Source organism: Streptomyces griseoviridis (genome assembly GCF_005222485.1).
GTDB lineage: Bacteria > Actinomycetota > Actinomycetes > Streptomycetales > Streptomycetaceae > Streptomyces > Streptomyces hintoniae.
The window spans coordinates 3,900,342-3,919,453 of sequence record NZ_CP029078.1 but is presented as its reverse complement, the minus strand read 5'-3'; the positions used below and the strand labels follow the sequence as shown (position 1 = coordinate 3,919,453).

Below are 19,112 nucleotides of genomic sequence, written 5' to 3'. Positions count from 1 at the left end.
GATCGAACATCCTTCCGCGCCAGTACCCCCATCCGCGTCAAGGCGGGCCGGGCCCTGCGCCTATGGTTGCTCCATTGCTCGGTCATAAGCTCAGCCCGCCTGCCGCTCGCGTTAGGACAGCAAGGACAGCGATGCCCCCCAACACCACCGCCTCAACGGGTCAGCAGCCCGGCAAGTCCGGCAGGAAGAAGGGGCGCAAGGGCCGTCTGTTCGTCCTCGTCCTGGTGCTGGCCATCGTCGGAGGCGTCGCGTACGGGGGGTACTGGTCCGTCAGCACCGTCCGCGCGTCGTTCCCGCAGACGAAGGGCAGCCTCACGCTCGACGGTCTGTCAGGACCCGTCGACGTCAAGCGGGACGGCTACGGCATCCCGCAGATCTACGCCTCGTCGGACGCCGACCTGTTCATGGCGCAGGGCTATGTGCAGGCCCAGGACCGGTTCTACGAGATGGACGTGCGCCGGCACATGACCGCCGGGCGCCTGTCGGAGATGTTCGGCAAGGGCCAGGTCAAGAACGACGAGTTCCTGCGCACCCTGGGCTGGGACCGGGTGGCGCAGAAGGAGTACGACACCAAGCTGTCGGCCGCCACGAAGAAGAACCTCCAGGCGTACGCCGAGGGGGTCAACGCCTACCTCGGCGGCAAGGACGGCAAGGACATCTCCCTGGAGTACGCCGCCCTGGGTCTCACCAACGACTACAAGCCCCAGAAGTGGACGCCGGTCGACTCCGTCGCCTGGCTGAAGGCGATGGCCTGGGACCTGCGCGGCAACATGCAGGACGAGATCGACCGCGCCCTGATGACCAGCAGGCTCGGCCCGAAGCAGATCAAGGACCTCTACCCGGACTATCCCTACGGCCGCAACAAGGCGATCGTCCAGGAGGGCCAGTACGACGAGCTGACCAAGACGTTCCAGCAGAGCGGCACCACCAACACCGCCGTGGGGACCGGAACCGGGACCGGCACGGGGACCGGAACCGGCACGGGAACAGGGACCGGGACGGGAACAGGGACCGGAACCGGGACGGGAACGTCCGGCACCGCCGGCGGGGTCGCCCAGGGCTCGACGGTGTCCGCCGGGACCTCGGCCCTGGAGAGCCAGCTCTCCGGCCTCTACAACGTCCTGGACGACCTTCCCACCGCCGTCGGGGTGAACGGCCAGGGCATCGGCTCCAACTCCTGGGTCGTCTCCGGGAAGCACACCATCACCGGCAAGCCGCTGCTGGCCAACGACCCGCACCTGTCGGCCTCGCTGCCGTCCGTCTGGTACCAGATGGGCCTGCACTGCCGGTCGGTCTCCAGCTCGTGCCAGTACGACGTCAGCGGCTACACGTTTGCCGGGATGCCCGGTGTGATCATCGGGCACAACCAGAACATCGCCTGGGGCATGACCAACTCCGGGGTCGACGTCAGCGACCTGTACCTGGAGAAGTTCAGCGGCGAGGGCTACCTCTACGACGACAAGGTGAAGCCGTTCACCACCCGCGACGAGACCATCAAGGTCGCGGGCGGCGCCGCCAAGAAGATCGTCGTCCGCGAGACCAACAACGGCCCGCTGCTCTCCGACCGCGACGACGAACTCGTCAAGGTCGGCAAGAAGGCCACCGTCGGCTCCGACGCGCCCGACCGCGGTGACGGCTACGGCATCGCGCTGCGCTGGACCGCGCTCCAGCCCGGCACCTCCATGGACGCCGTCTTCGCCATCGACAAGGCGAAGGACTGGACGGAGTTCCGCGGCGCCGCCGCCCTGTTCGACGTGCCGTCGCAGAACCTGATCTACGCCGACACCAAGGGCCACATCGGCTACACGCTGCCCGGGAAGATCCCCACCCGCGCGGACGGCGACGACGGTTCGCTGCCCGCGCCCGGCTGGGACTCGAAGTACCGCTGGACCGGCTACATCGCGCAGGACGAACTGCCCTACGAGTACGACCCCGCGCGCGGCTACATCGTCACCGCCAACCAGGCCGTCGTCGACGAGGACTCCTACCCGTACACGCTCACCACGGACTGGGGCTACGGCACCCGCAGCCAGCGGATCACCGACCTGATCGAGTCCAAGATCAAGGGCGACGGCAAGATCTCCACCGACGACATGCGCCAGATGCAGCTCGACAACAGCAGCGAGATCGCCAAGCTGCTCGTGCCCAAGCTGCTGAAGCTCGACGTCAAGGACAAGGACGTCAGGCAGGCGCAGGAGCTCCTGGAGGGCTGGGACTACACCCAGGACGCCGACTCGGCGGCGGCCGCGTACTTCAACGCCGTCTGGCGCAACATCGTCAAGCTCGCCTTCGGCAACAAGCTGCCCAAGGAGCTGCGGGTCAAGGGCCAGTGCCTGTGGGTCGACCCGGTCAACACGACCGGGCCCGTCGACCCCACCGAGAAGGTCCGCGAGTGCGGCCAGCGCGACGCCGAGCAGGCCCAGCCCGACGGCGGCGACCGCTGGTTCGAGGTGGTGCGCACCCTCATGAACGACGAGGACAGCGGCTGGTGGACGACGCCGAAGTCCGGCACCCGGCCCAAGGCCGACAACCGTGACGAGCTGTTCGCGCGCGCCATGACCGACGCCCGCTGGGAGCTGACCGCCAAGCTCGGCAAGGACATCGACACCTGGAGCTGGGGCCGGCTGCACCGGCTGTTCCTGAAGAACCAGACCCTCGGCACCGAGGGCCCGAGTCTCCTCAAGTACGTCCTCAACCGCGGCCCCTGGAAGCTCAGCGGCGGCGAGGCGACCGTCAACGCCAGCGGCTGGAACGCGGCCGGCGGCTACGGGGTGGTGTGGGTGCCGTCGATGCGCATGGTCGTCAACCTCGGCGACCTCGACAAGTCGAAGTGGATCAACCTCACCGGCGCCTCCGGGCACGCCTACAGCGCGCACTACACCGACCAGACCGACAAGTGGGCCGACGGCGAGCTGCTGCCGTGGTCGTTCTCGGGCGCGGCGGTCGACAAGGGCACGAGCGACACGCTGGTGCTCAAGCCGTGACCCTCTGAGGCACGCACCACCCTTTAAGGGCCCTCCACGCGCGCGTGGAGGGCCCTCACGGCGTCTCAGGGGCTCGGCGGGAACCTGCGCACGCCCTCCGGCGTCACCACCGCCTGCACGGGCCGGTCGTGGGCCTCCTCGGGGACGTGCTCGACGACCTCGGGGCCGTACAGCAGCACCAGCAGCGCGGGACGGGCGCCCGCGCGCTCCAGGCGGGCCAGGACGCGGTCGTAGGAGCCGCCGCCGCGCCCCAGCCGCATCCCGCGCCCGTCCACCGCGAGCCCCGGCAGCAGCACGACGTCGGCCTCGGTGACCGCGTCGGGGCCGAGCCGGTCGCCGGCCGGTTCGAACAGGGAGAGCCGGCCGTCGTGCCGCACCCGCGCGAGGGAGCCCTCGCCGGTGTAGAGGCCCCAGTCGAGGTCGTTGTCGGGCAGCAGCGCGGGCAGCAGGACCCGCACGCCCCGCGCGCGCAGCGCGTCCAGGAGCGTGAGGGTGCCCGGTTCGCTCCCGACGGAGACATACGCGGCCACCGTGCGCGCGGCGGCCAGTTCGGGCAGCGCGAGCGCCCGCGCGGCCAGCGCGGTCGCGGCCTCGCGCACGTCATCGGCCGTCAACCTGCTTCTCACCGCGAGGAGTCCTCGTCGCAACAATCGCTTGTCAGGCTCGTCCCCTGAACCCTGGTCAGGCACTGTTCCCACCGCTTCCTCTCCTCTGCGCTCATATGAGAGCAAAATAACCGGAGCCTCAGATTCCCTCTCAAGGCACCGGATAAGGTTGCGGACATGACTCAGTCCCACCCCAGGATCAGCAAGGCTGTCATCCCCGCGGCCGGCCTCGGCACCCGGTTCCTGCCGGCCACCAAGGCCACGCCCAAGGAGATGCTGCCGGTCGTCGACAAGCCGGCGATCCAGTACGTGGTCGAGGAGGCCGTGTCGGCGGGGCTCGACGACGTCCTGATGATCACGGGACGCAACAAGCGCCCCCTGGAGGACCACTTCGACCGCAACTACGAGCTGGAGTCGGCCCTTCAGAAGAAGGGCGACGCGAGCAGGCTCGCCAAGGTCCAGGAGTCCAGCGACCTCGCCACCATGCACTACGTGCGCCAGGGCGACCCCAAGGGGCTCGGCCACGCCGTGCTGTGCGCCGCCCCGCACGTCGGCCACGAGCCCTTCGCCGTCCTGCTCGGCGACGACCTGATCGACCCCCGCGACCCGCTGCTCGCCCGCATGGTCGAGGTCCAGGAGCGGCACGGCGGCAGCGTCATCGCCCTCATGGAGGTCGCGCCCGAGCAGATCCACCTCTACGGCTGCGCCGCCGTCGAGCGCACCGAGGACGGCGACGTCGTCAAGGTGACCGGGATGGTCGAGAAGCCCGAACCCGCCGACGCGCCCTCGAACTACGCGATCATCGGCCGCTACGTCCTCGACCCGCACGTCTTCGACATACTGCGCACCACCGAGCCCGGCCGCGGCGGCGAGATCCAGCTCACCGACGCCCTCCAGCAGCTCGCCCAGGACGAGAAGGTCGGCGGACCCGTGCACGGCGTCGTCTTCACCGGCCGCCGCTATGACACCGGCGACCGCGGCGACTATCTGCGTGCCATTGTCAGACTCGCGTGCGAACGTGAAGACCTGGGACCGGACTTCCGGACCTGGCTCCGCAGTTACGTAGCCGAGGAGATGTAGCGAGTTGAGCAGCGCCGCGCCCCGCCCCGCCGACCCGGACCACCTGTGGTCGGTGGAGGAGCACCTGGAGGACGTCCTCGCCACGGTCCGCCCCCTCGAACCCATCGAGCTGAACCTCCTCGACGCCCAGGGCTGCGTCCTCGTCGAGGACATCACGGTGGCGGTCTCGCTGCCGCCGTTCGACAACAGCTCGATGGACGGGTACGCGGTACGGGTCGCCGACGTCGCGGGCGCGAGCGAGGAGTTCCCCGCCGTCCTCGAGGTCGTCGGGGACATCGCGGCCGGCCTCGCCTCCTCCCTGCGGGTCGGCCCCGGGCAGGCCGCGCGCATCATGACCGGCGCCCCGATGCCGCCCGGCGCCGAGGCCGTCGTCCCCGTGGAGTGGACCGACGGAGGGCTCGGCGAGGGACCCGTCACCGGGATGCCGGCCCACAGCCTCGTCCCCGAGGGCGCCCAGGGGCAGGTGCAGGTGCACCGGGCGGCCGAGGCGGGCGCGCACATCCGCGCGCGGGGCGGCGACGCACGCTCAGGCGACCGCGCCCTCGACGCCGGCACGGTCCTCGGCCCGCCGCAGATCGCGCTGCTCGCCGCGATCGGCCGCGGCACCGTCAAGGTCCGCCCGCGCCCGCGCGTGGTCGTGCTGTCCACCGGCAGCGAACTGGTCCAGCCCGACGAGGCGCTCGCCGACGGCCAGATCTACGACTCCAACAGCTTCGCCCTCACCGCCTGCGCCCGTGACGCCGGCGCCATCGCCTACCGGGTCGGCGCCGTCCCCGACGACGCCGAGACGCTCCGCTCCACCATCGAGGACCAACTCGTGCGCGCCGACCTCATGGTGACCACCGGCGGGGTGAGCGTCGGCGCCTACGACGTCGTCAAGGAGGCGCTGTCGCACGTCGGCGACGAGGACGAACCCGGCAGCGGCGTCGAGTTCCGCAAGCTCGCCATGCAGCCGGGCAAGCCCCAGGGCTTCGGCACCATCGGCCCCGACCACACCCCGCTGCTCGCCCTGCCGGGCAACCCGGTCTCCTCCTACGTCTCCTTCGAGCTGTTCGTGCGCCCCGCGATCCGCACCCTGATGGGGCTCGACGACGTCCACCGCCCGAGAACCCGCGCGCGCCTCGTCGCCGACAAGGCGCTCACCTCGCCCGCGGGCCGCAGGCAGTTCCTGCGCGCCACCGTCTCCGACGGCTCCGTACGCCCCGTCGGTGGCGCCGGATCGCACCTGGTCGCGGCCCTCGCGCAGGCCGACGCGCTGATCGTCGTCCCCGAGGACGTGGAGTCCGTGGAGCCGGGCACCGAGGTCGAGGTGGTCCTGCTCGGCTGAGCCCCGCGCGCGCGACGCCGGTCGGCCGGTCCTGGTCCGGTGCGCGCGCCGAGTTGGCGGTACCGTGTCGCGCACAACAGGCCAGGACCGGGAGCGCCACACGTCATGAGCACGCAGGACCGACTGACCCACATCGACGCCGCCGGGGCCGCCCGCATGGTCGACGTATCCGGGAAGGACGTGACCGCGCGCACCGCCCGTGCCAGCGGCCGGGTGCTCGTCTCACCCCGGGTGATCGAACTGCTGCGCGGTGACGGCGTCCCCAAGGGCGACGCGCTCGCCACCGCGCGCATCGCGGGCATCATGGGCGCCAAACGCACCCCCGAGCTGATCCCGCTCTGCCACCCGCTGTCGGTCTCCGGCGTGACGGTGGACCTCTCGGTCGCCGACGACGCCGTGGAGATCCTCGCCACCGTCAGGACCACCGACCGCACCGGCGTCGAGATGGAGGCGCTCACCGCGGTCTCCGTCGCCGCGCTCACCGTGATCGACATGGTCAAGGCGGTCGACAAGGCGGCGGTCGTCACCGACGTGCGCGTCGAGGAGAAGACGGGCGGCGCGTCGGGCGACTGGAGCAGGGCATGAGCGCCGCGCCCTACCGCGCGCTGGTCGTGACCGCCTCCAACCGGGCCGCGGCCGGCGTCTACGAGGACAGGGGCGGGCCGCTCGTCGCCGCGGGACTCGAAGGACTCGGGTTCACCGTCGACGGGCCCCGGGTCGTCGCCGACGGCGACCCCGTGGAGGCCGAGCTGCGCGCCGGCGCGCACGCCGGGTACGACGTCGTCGTCACCACCGGCGGCACCGGCGTCTCGCCCACCGACCGCACGCCGGAGGCCACCCGCCGGGTCGTCGACTACGAGGTGCCCGGCATCCCCGAGGCGATCAGGGCGTACGGACGCGAGAAGGTGCCCACCGCGGCGCTCTCCCGCGGTCTCGCCGGAGTCGCGGGCCGCACCCTGATCGTCAACCTGCCAGGATCCACCGGCGGGGTGAAGGACGGTCTCGCCGTCCTGGAGCCCCTGCTGCTGCACGCCGTGGACCAGCTCCGCGGCGGCGACCACCCGAGACCCGGCGCCATCCGTGGGGGTGCGAGCTGAACAGCCCGTCCTGGCCGGTCGTGCTCGCGGACGGCGACCTCGTCCTGCGGCCGATAAAGCTGCGCGACCAGCGCCCCTGGCGCGAGGTCAACCGGCGCAACCGCGACTGGCTGCGCCCCTGGGAGGCGACGATCCCGCCGCCCACCCCCAGCGGGCCGATCGCCCACCGGCCGACCTACCGTCAGATGGTCAGGCACCTGCGCTCCGAGGCGAACGCCGGCCGGATGCTGCCGTTCGTCATCGAGTACCAGGGGCGCCTGGTCGGGCAGTTGACCGTCGCCGGGATCACCTGGGGCTCCATGTGCTCGGGGCACGTCGGCTACTGGGTGGACGAGTCGGTCGCCGGACGCGGGGTGATGCCGGCGTCCGTGGCGCTCGTCGTCGACCACTGTTTCCGAACCGTCGGACTGCACCGCATCGAGGTCTGCATTCGCCCCGAGAACCGGCCGAGCCGCCGGGTGGTGGAGAAACTCGGATTCCGGGAGGAGGGGCTGCGGCCCCGATATCTCCACATCGACGGCGCCTGGCGCGACCACCTGGTGTACGCGCTCACCGCGGAGGAGGTCCCCGACGGCCTGCTGAACCGCTGGCACCGGGCCCGTTCCCGGCGGACGTCGCAGGACTCCGCGCCGAACACCTCGCCCCACACCCCGGGCAATCCCACCTAGCGAATTAATTGAATAAGTGTTCGAAATTGACCGGCCGACGACCGCCCTGGGGCATTGAATTCGTCACCTCGGCGGGCTGCTGATCGCATCGATCACAAAAAAAGTTCGAAATATCAGCCAGATCGTGCGACACACCGGCTCAATTGGCGGATGGCCTCACACAAACCCCTCTACGGTGTGAGACGTGAGCAGCAGCGGCCTCATCTACGCAGTCATTGTCGGGGCCTGGGCCGCCTACTTGGTGCCGATGTGGCTCCGTAGGCAGGACGAGCTGAACGAGGCCCGTCCGACGGAACGCTTCAGCACTGCCATCCGGTTGCTGTCCGGACGGGCGGGGATGGAGCGCCGGTACGCCAAGGACCTGCGTGCGCGCTCCGCCGACGAGGGGGAGCACGACACGTCCGACCCGGACGCCGCCACCGACGCGGTGGACGTCCGGGCCTTCGCCATGCCCCCGGCCTCGCCGCGCGTCCGCGCCGAGGTGCGCGGTGACGCGCGGGGCGAGTCCCGCGGCGAGGGGCGCGCGCAGACGGCGGGGCGTACGCCCCCGGCGCGCGATCACTCGCAGCGCGACCACGCGTCCCGTGAGCACGCGTCCCGTGAGCACGCTCCCCGCGACCACGCATCCCGTGAGCACGCGTCCCGTGAGCACGGCGGCAACGCCTCCGAGCCGGAACCGGCCGCGGGCCACGCGCCCGCTGCCACCGCCGATCAGGCGTCGGCGCATCCCGGGAACCAGGTGCCGCAACCGGCCGCGCAGGCCGGCCCGCAGGCGCAGGCCGCCCCGGGCGTCCCGCACCCGGGCAGGTCCGCCCGGCGCACGCCCGCGGCCGACGCCGCCGCCGCGCGCGCCCGGCGGGTGAAGGTGCTCGCGCGCCGCCGGCGGACCACCATGATGCTCTTCATCGCCTTCACCTGCGGCGCGATCGTCGCCGCCGTCGGCGGGCTCGCCTTCCTCTGGGCGCCCGGCGTGCCCGCCGTGCTGCTCAGCACGTACATCGCGCATCTGCGCTCGCAGGAGCGCCGTCGCTTCGCCTACCAGATGGACCGCAGGCAGGCCGAGGCCGCGGCGCAGCGGCTGCGGGAGCGGCAGCGGCAGCCGCGCCGCCGCGCGGTCGTCGAGGCGGACGTCGACGAGCCGGAGGATGCCCCAGAGCAGCAGACCGATCCCGGGCTCTCGGCGCTGGCCGCCGACCGGCGGGCGCTGGTGGAGCAGACCGACCACGCCGAGTGGGTCGACCAGCAGCGGGAGCGGCAGCGCAGGCCGGGGCACGGGGACAGCTGGGACCCGGTGCCGGTGCCGCTGCCGACGTACGTGACCGCGCCGGTGGCGCCGCGGGCCACCGCGGACGTCGACCTCGGGGCGCCCGACGCGTGGAGTTCGGCGCGCTCCAGCGCCGTCGCGCCCGAGCAGGAGGCGGACGCCGACGCCGAGGAGCCTGGCGGGGAGCCCGAGGACGGTGCCGAGGAGAAGGCCGAGGGCGGTGACCGCAGCGACGCGCGGCGGGCGGCGTCCGCGCGGCGTGCCCGGGAGCGCGGCCGCACCCCGCTGTTCGACCAGTACGAGGACGGCGACCGGCCGCGCGCGGCCAACGAGTAGCGGCTCGCCCCTCCCACCTGTGGCGCGGCCCGTCGTGCGGGCGGGAACGGATTTCCAAGCACGCTGGGCGGGGTGCTAGAGTTTCACTCGTTGCAAGGGCCTGTGGCGCAGTCCGGTAGCGCACCTCGTTCGCATCGAGGGGGCCAGGGGTTCGAATCCCCTCAGGTCCACCGCAACAACTCTCCGGAGAAATCCGGGGGAGTTGACGAGATCCCGTCCGATCGGAAGATCGGGCGGGATCTTCGCTGTGTGCCCGGTGCTCCCGCCCGCGCGGGTGAGGGTGCGTCAGGGCGGGAGACCGGGCGGCGGCTCGTCGGCGGCCTGGGGGCGCTCAGCGGGTCAGGGGCTTCGCGAAGCAGCGGCTCGACTCGTGGTGGCGGTAGTAGCCGAACTTCTCGCAGGGCTCGTAGCCGCTGGACGTGTACAGGGCGATCGCCTCCGGCTGCTTGGTGCCGGTCTCCAGGACCATCCGGAGCCGGCCGGCGGCGCGGGCGTCGTCCTCCAGGGCGCTCAGGATGCGGCGGGCCAGACCCCGGCCGCGCATCCCGGCGCTGACGTACATGCGCTTCAGTTCGGCGTCGCCGTCGAGGTTGCCCTCCGCGTTGGCGTCCTGGGAGCGCCAGCCGCCGGTGGCGACCGGGCAGCCGGACGCGTCGTAGGCGATGAGGTAGACGCCGTTCGGGGGCGCGAAGTCGGTGGCGGCCAGGATCGTGGCGTCACCGCCGTCGCCGTAGCGGACGTGGTACTCGGCCTGGACCTCGTCGTTCAGCTTCACGGCGTCGGGGTGGTCGAACGGCACCGGGCGTATATTCATGCTGGGCATCGTACTTCTATGCGGAGGTGGACGGATGGTTCGTCCAGTGTGCCGGTATCGTGCCCGGGTGCTGACTGTGACCACGGTGAATGTGAACGGACTGCGGGCCGCCGCGAAGAAGGGCTTCGTGGAGTGGCTCGCCGAGACCTCCTCGGACGTGCTCTGCCTCCAGGAGGTGCGGGCCGAACCGGGGCAACTGCCCGCGGGGGTGCGGGAGCCCGACGGCTGGCACGTCGTGCACGCCCCGGCCGCGGCGAAGGGGCGCGCGGGCGTCTCCCTCTACACCCGCAGGGAGCCGGACCGGGTGCGGATCGGGTTCGGGTCGGACGAGTTCGACGCGAGCGGACGGTACGTCGAGGCCGACCTGCCCGGTGTCACCGTCGCCTCCCTCTATCTGCCCTCCGGTGAGGTCGGCACCGAGCGGCAGGACGAGAAGCTGCGCTTCATGGGCGAGTTCCACGCCTATCTGAAGGAGCTGCGTGAGCGGGCCGCCGCCGACGGGCGCGAGGTGGTCGTCTGCGGCGACTGGAACATCGCCCACCAGGAGGCCGACCTCAAGAACTGGCGCGGCAACGTGAAGAACTCCGGGTTCCTGCCCGAGGAGCGCGCGTGGCTCGGCCGGGTCCTCGACGCGGAGGACGGCGGCTACGTCGACGTCGTCCGCGCGCTGCACCCCGACGGGGAGGGGCCCTACTCCTGGTGGTCGTACCGGGGGCGGGCCTTCGACAACGACGCCGGCTGGCGCATCGACTACCAGATCGCCACCCCCGGGCTCGCGGAAGGCGCCGTCAAGGCGGTCGTGGAGCGCGCGGCCACGCACGCCGAGCGCTGGTCCGACCACGCGCCCGTGACCGTCGTCTACGAGCGGTGAAGCGGTAGCGGGCGGACGCGGCAGGGCCGGCGCTAGCCGCGTCGTCGCACCTCGCGGTCGAGGGCCAGGCTCAGTTCCGCCTCCACCACGCTGCGGGCCAGCGGGCGCAGGCGGTGCAGGTCCTCCCTGGCCGCGTGGCGCAGGATCAGGGTGGTGAAGAGGTCGGCCAGGGACTCCGTGTGGCGGCGGACCTCGGCGCCCGCCGCCAGGACGTCCGCCAGCGGGATGCCCTCGCGGACCAGGGCCGACGACACGTCGAGCAGCCGTCGGCTGATGTGGACGATCTCGTCGCCGTCCGTGCCCAGGTAGCCGAGGTCCATCGCGGCGGCCAGGTTCTCCGGGGTGACCTCGCCCTCGAAGCGGGCGGCGAGTTCCTCGGGGGTGAGGCGGACCGGCTCCTCCTCGGTCGGGGAGTCGACGCCGATCAGGTCGGCGACGTCCCTGCCGTGGTCGAGGGCGTCGGCGAGTTCGGCGATGCCGCTGAGGGTGTGGCCGCGCTCCAGCAGGGCCGCGATCGTGCGCAGCCGGGCCAGGTGGTGGTCGTCGTACCAGGCGATGCGGCCTTCGCGGCGGGGTGGCGGGATCAGTTTGCGTTCGCGGTAGAAGCGCAGGGTGCGCACGGTGATGCCGGCCAGCCTAGCCAGCTCCTCCATGCGGTACTCGCGTCGTCCTCCGTCGTCTTCTGCCACGTCGGCACCTTACGTTGTACCGCCGGTAACTTTCCTTCCCCCGCCCCCTACCCATCGGTAGGGAGCTGCTCTACGCTCCCATTGCGCCAGTGTTCACTGGCAGAGTCCCAGCGGCGATGCGATGCGTGGAGGCTTCGGGATGGCCCAGCAGGAGCGGGAAGAACAACGCGGCACCGAACATGTCAGGGTGGCCGTCATCGGATCCGGGTTCGGCGGGCTCGGGGCCGCCGTGCGGCTGCGGCGCGAGGGCGTCACCGACTTCGTCGTCCTGGAGCGGGCCGACAGCGTCGGCGGCACCTGGCGCGACAACAGCTATCCGGGGTGCGCCTGCGACGTGCCCTCGCACCTGTACTCGTTCTCGTTCGCGCCGCACTCCCAGTGGCCGCGCACCTTCTCGGGGCAGGAGCACATCCGCGCCTACCTGGAGCACGTCACCGACGTCTTCCGGCTCCGCCCGCACCTGCGCTTCGGCGCCGAGGTCACGCTGATGACCTGGGACGCCGAGCGGCTGCGCTGGGACATCGAGACCACCTCGGGCCGCTACACCGCCGACCTCGTCGTCTCCGCCACCGGCCCGCTCTCCGACCCCAAGGTCCCCGACGTCCCCGGGCTCGACTCCTTCCCCGGCAAGGTCTTCCACTCGGCCCGCTGGGACCACGGCTACGACCTGCGCGGCAAGCGGGTCGCCATGGTCGGCACCGGCGCCTCCGCCATCCAGATCGTCCCGGCGATCCAGCCCGACGTCTCCCGGCTCACCCTCTTCCAGCGCACCCCGCCCTGGGTGATGCCCCGGGTCGACCGGCGCATCACGGGCGCCGAGCGCGCCCTGCACCGGGCGCTGCCCGTCACCGGCCGGATGCGCCGCGGACTGCTGTGGGGCATCAGGGAGTTGCAGGTCCAGGCGTTCACCAAGCACCCCGACGAGCTGGGCTTCGTCGAGCAGTTGGCCAAGCGCAACATGGCCCGCGCCATCAAGGACCCCGCCCTGCGCGCCACGTTGACCCCCGACTACCGGATCGGCTGCAAGCGCATCCTGCTCTCCAGCACCTACTATCCGGCGCTCGCCCGGCCCAACGTGGACGTCGTCGCCGCCGGGCTCGCCGAGGTGCGCGGGTCGACCGTCGTCGCCGCCGACGGCACCGAGGCCGAGGTCGACGCGATCATCTTCGGCACCGGCTTCCACGTCACCGACATGCCCATCGCCCAGCGGGTGGTCGGGGTCGGGGGCCGGACCCTGGCTGAGGCGTGGAGCGGCGGGATGGAGGCGCTGCGCGGGGCGTCGGCCGCCGGCTTCCCCAACTGGATGACCGTCATCGGGCCCAACACCGGCCTCGGCAACTCCTCCATGATCCTCATGATCGAGTCCCAGCTGAACTACCTCGCCGACTACGTCCGCCAACTCGACGTCCTCGGCGGCCGGGTGGCCCTCGACGCCCGGCCGAGCGCCGTGCACGCCTGGAACCGGCGGGTGCAGCGGCGGATGGAGCGCACGGTGTGGAACACCGGCGGCTGCACCAGCTGGTACCTCGACGCGAACGGCCGCAACACCACCGTCTGGCCGGGCACCACCACCGAGTTCCGGCGCGCGACGCGGAGCGTGGACCTCGCCGAGTACGAGGTGCTGCGGCCCGCGGCCGCCACCGCGGCCCCCTTGGACGAGAAGCGCGAGGTGTCCGCGTGAGCAGGCCCGGCCACGTCGCCGCCGGCCCCTACGCGCCGCCCGTCCCGGCCCGCGCCCTCACCGCGGTCTCCGCCGACGGCACCCGGCTGCACGTCGAGGTGCACGGCCCGGATGACGCGCCCGCCGTCGTCCTCTCGCACGGCTGGACCTGCTCGACGGCCTTCTGGGCGGCGCAGATCCGCGATCTCGCCGCCGACCACCGCGTCGTCGCCTACGACCAGCGCGGCCACGGACGCACCCCCGCGAGCCCCGCCTGCACCACCGACGCCCTCGCCGACGACCTCGAAGCCGTCCTCGCGGCCACCCTCGCCCCCGGTGAGAAGGCGGTCATCGCCGGGCACTCGATGGGCGGCATGACCATCCTGGCCGCCGCCGCCCGCCCCGGGTTCCGCGAGCACGCGGCCGCCGTCCTGCTGTGCAGCACCGGTTCCTCGCGGCTGGTCGCCGAGTCGACCGTGGTGCCGCTCCGCCCCGGACCGCTCAGGACCGGCCTGACCCGGCGCATCCTCGGCTCGCGGGCCCCGCTCGGGCCGGTCACTCCGGTGGCCCGCCGGATACTGCGCTACGGGACGATGGGACCGGGCGCCGCGCCGCACATGGTCGAGGCGTGCGCACGGATCGTGCACGGCTGCCCCACCCGGGTGCGGCACGCCTGGTCGAAGGTGCTCGACACCCTCGAACTCGACCACAACATAGGCGAGTTGCGGGTGCCGACGGCGGTCGTCGTGGGCACCGCCGACCGGCTCACCCCACCGGTGCACGCCCGCTCGCTCATCGCCGCGCTGCCCGTCTGCGTGGGCGGCACCGAGCTGACCGGCGTCGGCCACATGACCCCGGTGGAGGCGCCCGAGGTGGTCACCGCGCGGATCAGGGAACTCGTCACCGGGTACGGCACGCGCACGACAGGCTCCACGGACGTGACGATCAAGGAGGGCGCATGAGCAGGGTCGGACTCGAAGGACAGGTGGCCGTGGTCACCGGCGCGGCGCGCGGGGTCGGTGAGCTGCTCGCCCGCAAGCTGTCGGCGCGCGGCGCGAAGGTGGCGCTGGTCGGCCTCGAGCCGGACGCCCTCAAGGAGGTCGCCGGGCGGCTGCACGGCGACAGCGGCCACTGGTACGCCGACGTCACCGACCAGGAGGCGATGACGCGGGTGGCCCGCGAGGTCAAGGAGCGGTTCGGGAAGATCGACCTCGTGGTCGCCAACGCCGGGGTGGCGACCGGCGGTCCGTTCGTCGACTCCGATCCGGACGCCTGGCGCCGGGTGATCGAGGTCAACCTCATCGGCTCGGCCGTGACCGGCCGCGCCTTCCTGCCGCATCTCGTCGCGAGCCGCGGCTACTTGCTCCAGATCGCCTCCCTCGCCGCGCTCACCCCGGCCCCGATGATGAGCGCGTACTGCGCCTCCAAGTCGGGTGTGGAGGCGTACGCGCACAGCCTGCGCGCCGAGGTCGGCCACAAGGGCGTGCGGGTCGGCGTCGGTTACCTGTCGTGGACCGACACCGACATGGTGCGCGGCGCCGACCAGGACGACGTGATGCGGGAGTTGAGGCAGCGGCTGCCGTGGCCGTCGAACAAGACGTACCCGCTGGGGCCCGCGGTGGACCGGCTGGTGGACGGCATCGAGCGGCGGGCCGCACATGTCTACGGGCAGTGGTGGCTGCGCGGGATGCAGGGGGTGCGCGGCGCCCTGCCCGGCCTCATCGGGACCGTCGGGCAGCGCGAGATGCGGCGGTTCGGGGCGCGGCTCGACGGGATGCGGGTCGGGCTCGTGGGCGCGGGCGGCGCGGCCGACGAGGAGGCGCGTCACGCACCGTGAGGGGTCGAGATGCGGAGGGTGAGCGGTCGTGTGAATCTGGTCGAGGCCCCACCGAGGGCCACGGACCCCCCTCACCACGGGAGTGAACCCACATGGGTATGAAGGACCAGTTCCAGCAGAAGGCCGACGAGCTCAAGGACCGGGCCGAGCGCACCGGACAGCGCGGGGACGAGGCGCAGGAGCGCGCCCGGCACCAGGAGCAGGGCCAGGGCCAGGCCCAGCGCCAGGGGCAGGCTCAGGGCCAGGGCCAGGCTCAGCGGCAGGGGCAGGACGCCCGGGAGTCCGGCCGTCCGCACCGCGAGGACGACGGGCAGCAGATCCGCGACCGCCGGCCCGAGCGGGCCGCAGGCGCCTGACGGCGCCGTCCTGAAGCGCGAGGGGCGCCCCTGACGAGGGGCGCCCCTCGCGCCGTGCCCGCAGGGGCCGGCGCCGGCGAGCGGCAGGGCGACGGCCGTCCCGGTCGTCGCTCAGGTCGTCGTGCGTGGGGGGAGCGGGGGGCGGGAGCGGTCCGGGGTGGCCGAGTGGTCGGGCGGGGTGGCGGGCGGGGACAACTCCAGCAGGCGCAGGGCCAGTTCGACCGCGTCGTCGAGCTGGGCGTGCCGGCCCTCCGCCCAGTCGAGCGGGGTGCGCAGGGCCTCCAGGTCGGGGGCGACGCCGTGGTTCTCGACGCCCCATCCGTAGGCGTCGAACCAGGCCGCGTTCATCGGGACGGTGATGACGGAGCCGTCGCCGAGCCGGTGTCTGCCGGTCATGCCGACCACCCCGCCCCAGGTGCGCTGACCGACCACCGGGCCGAGTTGCAGCAGCTTGAAGGCGGCCGTGATCATGTCGCCGTCGGAGGAGGTCGCCTCGTCGGCGAGCGCCACCACCGGGCCCCGGGGCGCGTTGGAGGCGTAGGAGACCGGCTGGGCGTCGCGGGTCAGGTCCCAGCCCAGGATGGTGCGGGTCAGCTTCTCCACGACCAGTTCGCTGATGTGGCCGCCCGCGTTGCCCCGCACGTCCACGATCAGCGCGGGCCTCGACACCTCCATCCGCAGGTCGCGGTTGAACTGCGCCCAGCCCGAGCCGCCCATGTCGGGGATGTGCAGATAGCCGCACCGGCCGCCGCTCAACTCCCGTACCACCGCGCGGCGTTTGGCCACCCAGTCCTGGTAGCGCAGCGGCCGTTCGTCGACCAGCGGGACGACCGCGACCCGCCGGGCGAGCCGGGTCCCGCCCTCGGCGGGGACGAACGTCAGCTCCACCGTGGTGGCGCCCGCGCCGGCCAGCAGCGGGAAGGGTCCGGTCAGCGGGTCCACCGGCCGTCCGTCGACATGGGTGAGGACGGCGCCCTCCCGGATGCCGGTGCCGGCCAGCGGGGAGCGCGCCTTGGAGTCGGAGGACTCGCCCGGCAGGATCCGCGCGAGAGCCCAGCCGTCGTCCCTGCGAACGAAGTCGGCGCCGAGCAGGCCCTGGGCGCGCTGGTAGTGCGGCGGGCCCTCGTTGCGGCGGGCCGGGGTGACATAGGCGTGCGAGGTGCCGAGTTCGCCGAGGACCTCGCGCAGCAGGTCGGCGAACTCGTCGGGCGACGCGACCCGTTCGACCAGCGGACGGTACTGGTCGAGGACGGCGTCCCAGTCGATCCCGCACATCCCGGGGTCCCAGAAGTAGGCGCGGATGATCCGCCCGGCCTCCTCGTAGGACTGGCGCCACTCGGCGGGCGGGTCGACGTGGTGCAGGATGCGGCGCAGGTCGATCCAGACGGTGGTGTCGCTGTCGCCGATGTCGGTGGCGGGCACGGCGCGCGGTTCGTCGTCGTCGACCACGACGAGCCTGCTGCCGTCGCCGCTGATCTCGAACCAGTCGAGGTGGGCGACGAGTTCGGCCTTCTTCGCCTTGCTGATGCTGAAGTGTTCGAGGGTGGGCCGGCCGCTGGTGTCGGCGGGGTTGGCGAACGTCTCGCCGAGCGCGCCCGAGATCGGCCAGCGCAGCCAGACCAGGCCGCCGCCCGCGACCGGGCAGAGCGCCGAGTACTTGGAGGCGGTGACCGGGAACGGGGTGACCCGGCTCTCCAGGCCCTCCACCTCGACGATCACCGAGCCGTCGGCGCCCGGGTCGTCCGCCACCGGGTCGAGGCCGCCCGCGGCCGGCCTGCCCTCCGGGCTGAGCGCGAAGGGCGACGGGGTCGCCGACGACAGCGGCACCAGGTAGGGGCGGCAGCCGAGCGGGAACGACAGGTCGCCGGTGTGGACGTCGTAGACCGGGTCGAAGCCGCGCCAGGACAGGAACGCGAGATAGCGGCCGTCGCGGGTGAAGACCGGGTTCTCGTCCTCGAAGCGGCCGTTGGTGACGTCGACGATCAGCCGCTCGGCCTGCCCGGGGCCCGGCACCCGGGCCATCTTGATCTGGCGCAGGGAGCGGCCGATGCCCGGGTGCGACCAGGTCAGCCAGCCGCCGTCGGGGGAGAAGGCGAGGTCGCGGACCGGGCCGTTGACGGAGCGGATCAGCTCGGTGACCCGCCCGCCCGCCGGGTCCTCGGGGTTCTCGGTGGTGTCGAGGAGCAGCAGCCTGCCGTCGTGCGCGGCGACGGCGAGGCGTTCGCCGAGCGGGTCGGCGACCATCTCCAGGACCCGGCCCAGCTCGCCCGAGGCCAGCCGGCGCGGCGGCCGGTCGCCCGAGGCGCGCGGCAGATGGGCGATCTCGACGGCGTCCTCGCCCTCCGCGTCCGTCACATAGGCGATCTGGCCGACCGGGCCGAGCATCGCCGGGAGCCTGACCCGGACGCCGGGGGTGTCGCTGATGGTGCGGGCCGGGCCGTCCCGGTGGGTGAGCCAGTACAGGCTGCCGCGGACGACGACGGCGCTGGCCCGGCCGGTCTCGTCGACCGAGATGCCGTCCACGTGCTGCGCGGCCGGCACCTGGTAGGGGCGGCGGCCTGCCCGCGGGCCGCTCAGCCGTACGTCGATCCGGTGCGGCCGTGCGCCGGCGGACAGGTCGTCGACCAGCCAGAGGTCGCCCGCGCACTGGTAGACCACCCGGGTGCCGTCGCTCGCCGCGTGCCGGGCGTAGAAGGCGTCGTGGTCGGTGTGGCGGCGCAGGTCGGAGCCGTCGTGGGCGCAGGAGTAGAGGTTGCCGACGCCCTCGTGGTCGGAGAGGAACGCGATCCGGCCGCCGACGAACATCGGGGAGTGCAGATGGCCGGCGAGGTCGGGCAGCAGCCGTTCGCCGTGCAGCCACAGGCGGCCGGTGGCGCCGCCCCGGTAGCGCTTCCAGGCGGCCGGTTCGTGCGGCGGGGTGCCGGTGAGCAGCAGGGTGCGGCGCTCGCCCGCGAGGTCGGCGACCTGGATGTCGGAGACCGGGCCCCAGGGCAGCCGGCCGCCGGGGCCGCCGTCGAGGCAGACCTTGTGGGCCCAGGTGAAGTAGGAGAAGGGCTCGCCGTGCGAGGCGACGGCGAGGACCGCGCCCTCCGGGGTCCAGCCGCACACCCGGGTGTCGGCCGATCCCCAGTGGGTGAGCTGGCGTCCTGGTCCGCCGTCCACCGGCATCACGTGGATCTCCGGCACCAGGCTGCGCCAGCTCGTGTAGGCGAGGTGGCGGCCGTCGGGGGAGAGGCGGGGGTCGCCGGTCTTCGTGCGGTCGACGGTGAGCCGCCAGGCGCGGCGCGGGTCGTCGAGGGAGGTCAGCCAGAGGTCGTCCTCGGCCACGAAGCACAGCAGGTCGCCGCTGAGGTGGGGAAGGCGCAGGTAGCTCACCTCCCCATGTTTTTCCCGCGCGACTGGCCCAGCAAGTCGTGGACGGGCGGGGCCCGGCGCTTATGCCTCGCTGACACGCGTGACCCAGCACACGTACGAAACGGTTTCGTTTCTATAGGCACTGCGCTACATTCATGACGTACGACACG

The 19,112-nt window shown here is 72.7% G+C and carries 16 protein-coding genes and 1 tRNA gene; 13 read left to right on the top strand and 4 right to left on the bottom strand.

Annotation, left to right across the window (positions count from 1 at the left end):
• Positions 1-131: 131 nt before the first annotated feature.
• Positions 132-2,984 (top strand): penicillin acylase family protein, encoded by a 2,853-nt coding sequence (locus DDJ31_RS16470; RefSeq protein WP_127179531.1) that lies wholly within the window; start codon positions 132-134, stop codon positions 2,982-2,984.
• A 65-nt stretch (positions 2,985-3,049) separates the two neighbouring features.
• On the opposite strand, the gene DDJ31_RS16465 is transcribed toward DDJ31_RS16470, so the two are convergent.
• The gene (locus DDJ31_RS16465) at positions 3,050-3,610 is read right to left on the bottom strand and encodes a 5-formyltetrahydrofolate cyclo-ligase (RefSeq protein ID WP_240678191.1); all 561 of its coding nucleotides are present in this window, start codon (positions 3,608-3,610) and stop codon (positions 3,050-3,052) included.
• Positions 3,611-3,766: 156 nt separating this feature from the next.
• Here DDJ31_RS16465 and galU point away from each other — a divergent pair, with 156 nt between their 5' ends.
• The 7 genes from galU (at position 3,767) to DDJ31_RS16430 (ending at position 9,531) form a co-directional block, all read left to right on the top strand.
• Positions 3,767-4,669 (top strand): UTP--glucose-1-phosphate uridylyltransferase GalU, encoded by a 903-nt coding sequence (galU, locus tag DDJ31_RS16460; protein WP_127179532.1) that lies wholly within the window; start codon positions 3,767-3,769, stop codon positions 4,667-4,669.
• 4 nt (positions 4,670-4,673) lie between these two features.
• A complete protein-coding gene (glp, locus tag DDJ31_RS16455) occupies positions 4,674-5,996 on the top strand; it encodes a molybdotransferase-like divisome protein Glp (protein ID WP_127179533.1) in 1,323 nt (440 codons plus the stop codon).
• A gap of 105 nt (positions 5,997-6,101) precedes the next feature.
• On the top strand, positions 6,102-6,581 hold the full coding sequence (moaC, locus tag DDJ31_RS16450; protein WP_127179534.1) for a cyclic pyranopterin monophosphate synthase MoaC: 480 nt from the start codon (positions 6,102-6,104) through the stop codon (positions 6,579-6,581).
• A complete protein-coding gene (locus DDJ31_RS16445; protein WP_127179535.1) occupies positions 6,578-7,093 on the top strand; it encodes a MogA/MoaB family molybdenum cofactor biosynthesis protein in 516 nt (171 codons plus the stop codon). Before moaC ends, DDJ31_RS16445 begins: the two co-directional genes overlap by 4 nt.
• Before the next feature lie 20 nt (positions 7,094-7,113).
• Entirely contained in the window at positions 7,114-7,761 is a 648-nt protein-coding gene (locus DDJ31_RS16440; RefSeq protein ID WP_171480833.1) for a GNAT family N-acetyltransferase, read from the top strand.
• Positions 7,762-7,945: 184 nt separating this feature from the next.
• Positions 7,946-9,361 (top strand): gephyrin-like molybdotransferase receptor GlpR, encoded by a 1,416-nt coding sequence (locus tag DDJ31_RS16435; RefSeq protein ID WP_127179537.1) that lies wholly within the window; start codon positions 7,946-7,948, stop codon positions 9,359-9,361.
• 96 nt (positions 9,362-9,457) lie between these two features.
• Positions 9,458-9,531: transfer RNA gene (locus DDJ31_RS16430), tRNA-Ala, on the top strand.
• 161 nt (positions 9,532-9,692) lie between these two features.
• Here the strand turns inward: DDJ31_RS16430 and DDJ31_RS16425 are convergent.
• Positions 9,693-10,175 (bottom strand): GNAT family N-acetyltransferase, encoded by a 483-nt coding sequence (locus DDJ31_RS16425; protein WP_127179538.1) that lies wholly within the window; start codon positions 10,173-10,175, stop codon positions 9,693-9,695.
• Positions 10,176-10,221: 46 nt separating this feature from the next.
• Here DDJ31_RS16425 and DDJ31_RS16420 point away from each other — a divergent pair, with 46 nt between their 5' ends.
• Positions 10,222-11,046, top strand: a complete 825-nt coding sequence (locus tag DDJ31_RS16420; protein WP_127182761.1) for an exodeoxyribonuclease III — start codon at positions 10,222-10,224, stop codon at positions 11,044-11,046.
• A 32-nt stretch (positions 11,047-11,078) separates the two neighbouring features.
• Here DDJ31_RS16420 and DDJ31_RS16415 read toward each other — a convergent pair whose 3' ends face one another.
• Positions 11,079-11,699, bottom strand: a complete 621-nt coding sequence (locus tag DDJ31_RS16415; RefSeq protein WP_127182762.1) for a MerR family transcriptional regulator — start codon at positions 11,697-11,699, stop codon at positions 11,079-11,081.
• A gap of 175 nt (positions 11,700-11,874) precedes the next feature.
• On the opposite strand from DDJ31_RS16415, the gene DDJ31_RS16410 reads away from it, so the two are divergent.
• From DDJ31_RS16410 to DDJ31_RS16395, 4 genes are all read left to right on the top strand, one after another.
• Entirely contained in the window at positions 11,875-13,416 is a 1,542-nt protein-coding gene (locus tag DDJ31_RS16410; protein WP_127179539.1) for a flavin-containing monooxygenase, read from the top strand.
• Positions 13,413-14,357 (top strand): alpha/beta fold hydrolase, encoded by a 945-nt coding sequence (locus DDJ31_RS16405; protein WP_127179540.1) that lies wholly within the window; start codon positions 13,413-13,415, stop codon positions 14,355-14,357. Before DDJ31_RS16410 ends, DDJ31_RS16405 begins: the two co-directional genes overlap by 4 nt.
• Positions 14,354-15,232 (top strand): SDR family oxidoreductase, encoded by an 879-nt coding sequence (locus DDJ31_RS16400; RefSeq protein ID WP_127179541.1) that lies wholly within the window; start codon positions 14,354-14,356, stop codon positions 15,230-15,232. Before DDJ31_RS16405 ends, DDJ31_RS16400 begins: the two co-directional genes overlap by 4 nt.
• Positions 15,233-15,324: 92 nt before the next feature.
• Positions 15,325-15,588, top strand: a complete 264-nt coding sequence (locus DDJ31_RS16395; protein WP_206280685.1) for a hypothetical protein — start codon at positions 15,325-15,327, stop codon at positions 15,586-15,588.
• Positions 15,589-15,699: 111 nt separating this feature from the next.
• Here the strand turns inward: DDJ31_RS16395 and DDJ31_RS16390 are convergent, their stop codons facing one another.
• On the bottom strand, positions 15,700-18,963 hold the full coding sequence (locus tag DDJ31_RS16390; protein WP_127179542.1) for a S41 family peptidase: 3,264 nt from the start codon (positions 18,961-18,963) through the stop codon (positions 15,700-15,702).
• Positions 18,964-19,112: the final 149 nt, after the last annotated feature.

Bases quoted from the DNA above. Each gene is read 5' to 3' on its own strand.
- galU (WP_127179532.1), top strand. From the start codon at position 3,767: ATGACTCAGTCCCACCCCAGGATCAGCAAGGCTGTCATCCCCGCGGCC.
- DDJ31_RS16425 (WP_127179538.1), bottom strand. From the start codon at position 10,175: ATGAATATACGCCCGGTGCCGTTCGACCACCCCGACGCCGTGAAGCTG.
- moaC (WP_127179534.1), top strand. From the start codon at position 6,102: ATGAGCACGCAGGACCGACTGACCCACATCGACGCCGCCGGGGCCGCC.
- DDJ31_RS16470 (WP_127179531.1), top strand. From the start codon at position 132: ATGCCCCCCAACACCACCGCCTCAACGGGTCAGCAGCCCGGCAAGTCC.
- DDJ31_RS16410 (WP_127179539.1), top strand. From the start codon at position 11,875: ATGGCCCAGCAGGAGCGGGAAGAACAACGCGGCACCGAACATGTCAGG.
- DDJ31_RS16395 (WP_206280685.1), top strand. From the start codon at position 15,325: ATGGGTATGAAGGACCAGTTCCAGCAGAAGGCCGACGAGCTCAAGGAC.
- DDJ31_RS16445 (WP_127179535.1), top strand. From the start codon at position 6,578: ATGAGCGCCGCGCCCTACCGCGCGCTGGTCGTGACCGCCTCCAACCGG.
- DDJ31_RS16415 (WP_127182762.1), bottom strand. From the start codon at position 11,699: ATGGAGGAGCTGGCTAGGCTGGCCGGCATCACCGTGCGCACCCTGCGC.
- DDJ31_RS16400 (WP_127179541.1), top strand. From the start codon at position 14,354: ATGAGCAGGGTCGGACTCGAAGGACAGGTGGCCGTGGTCACCGGCGCG.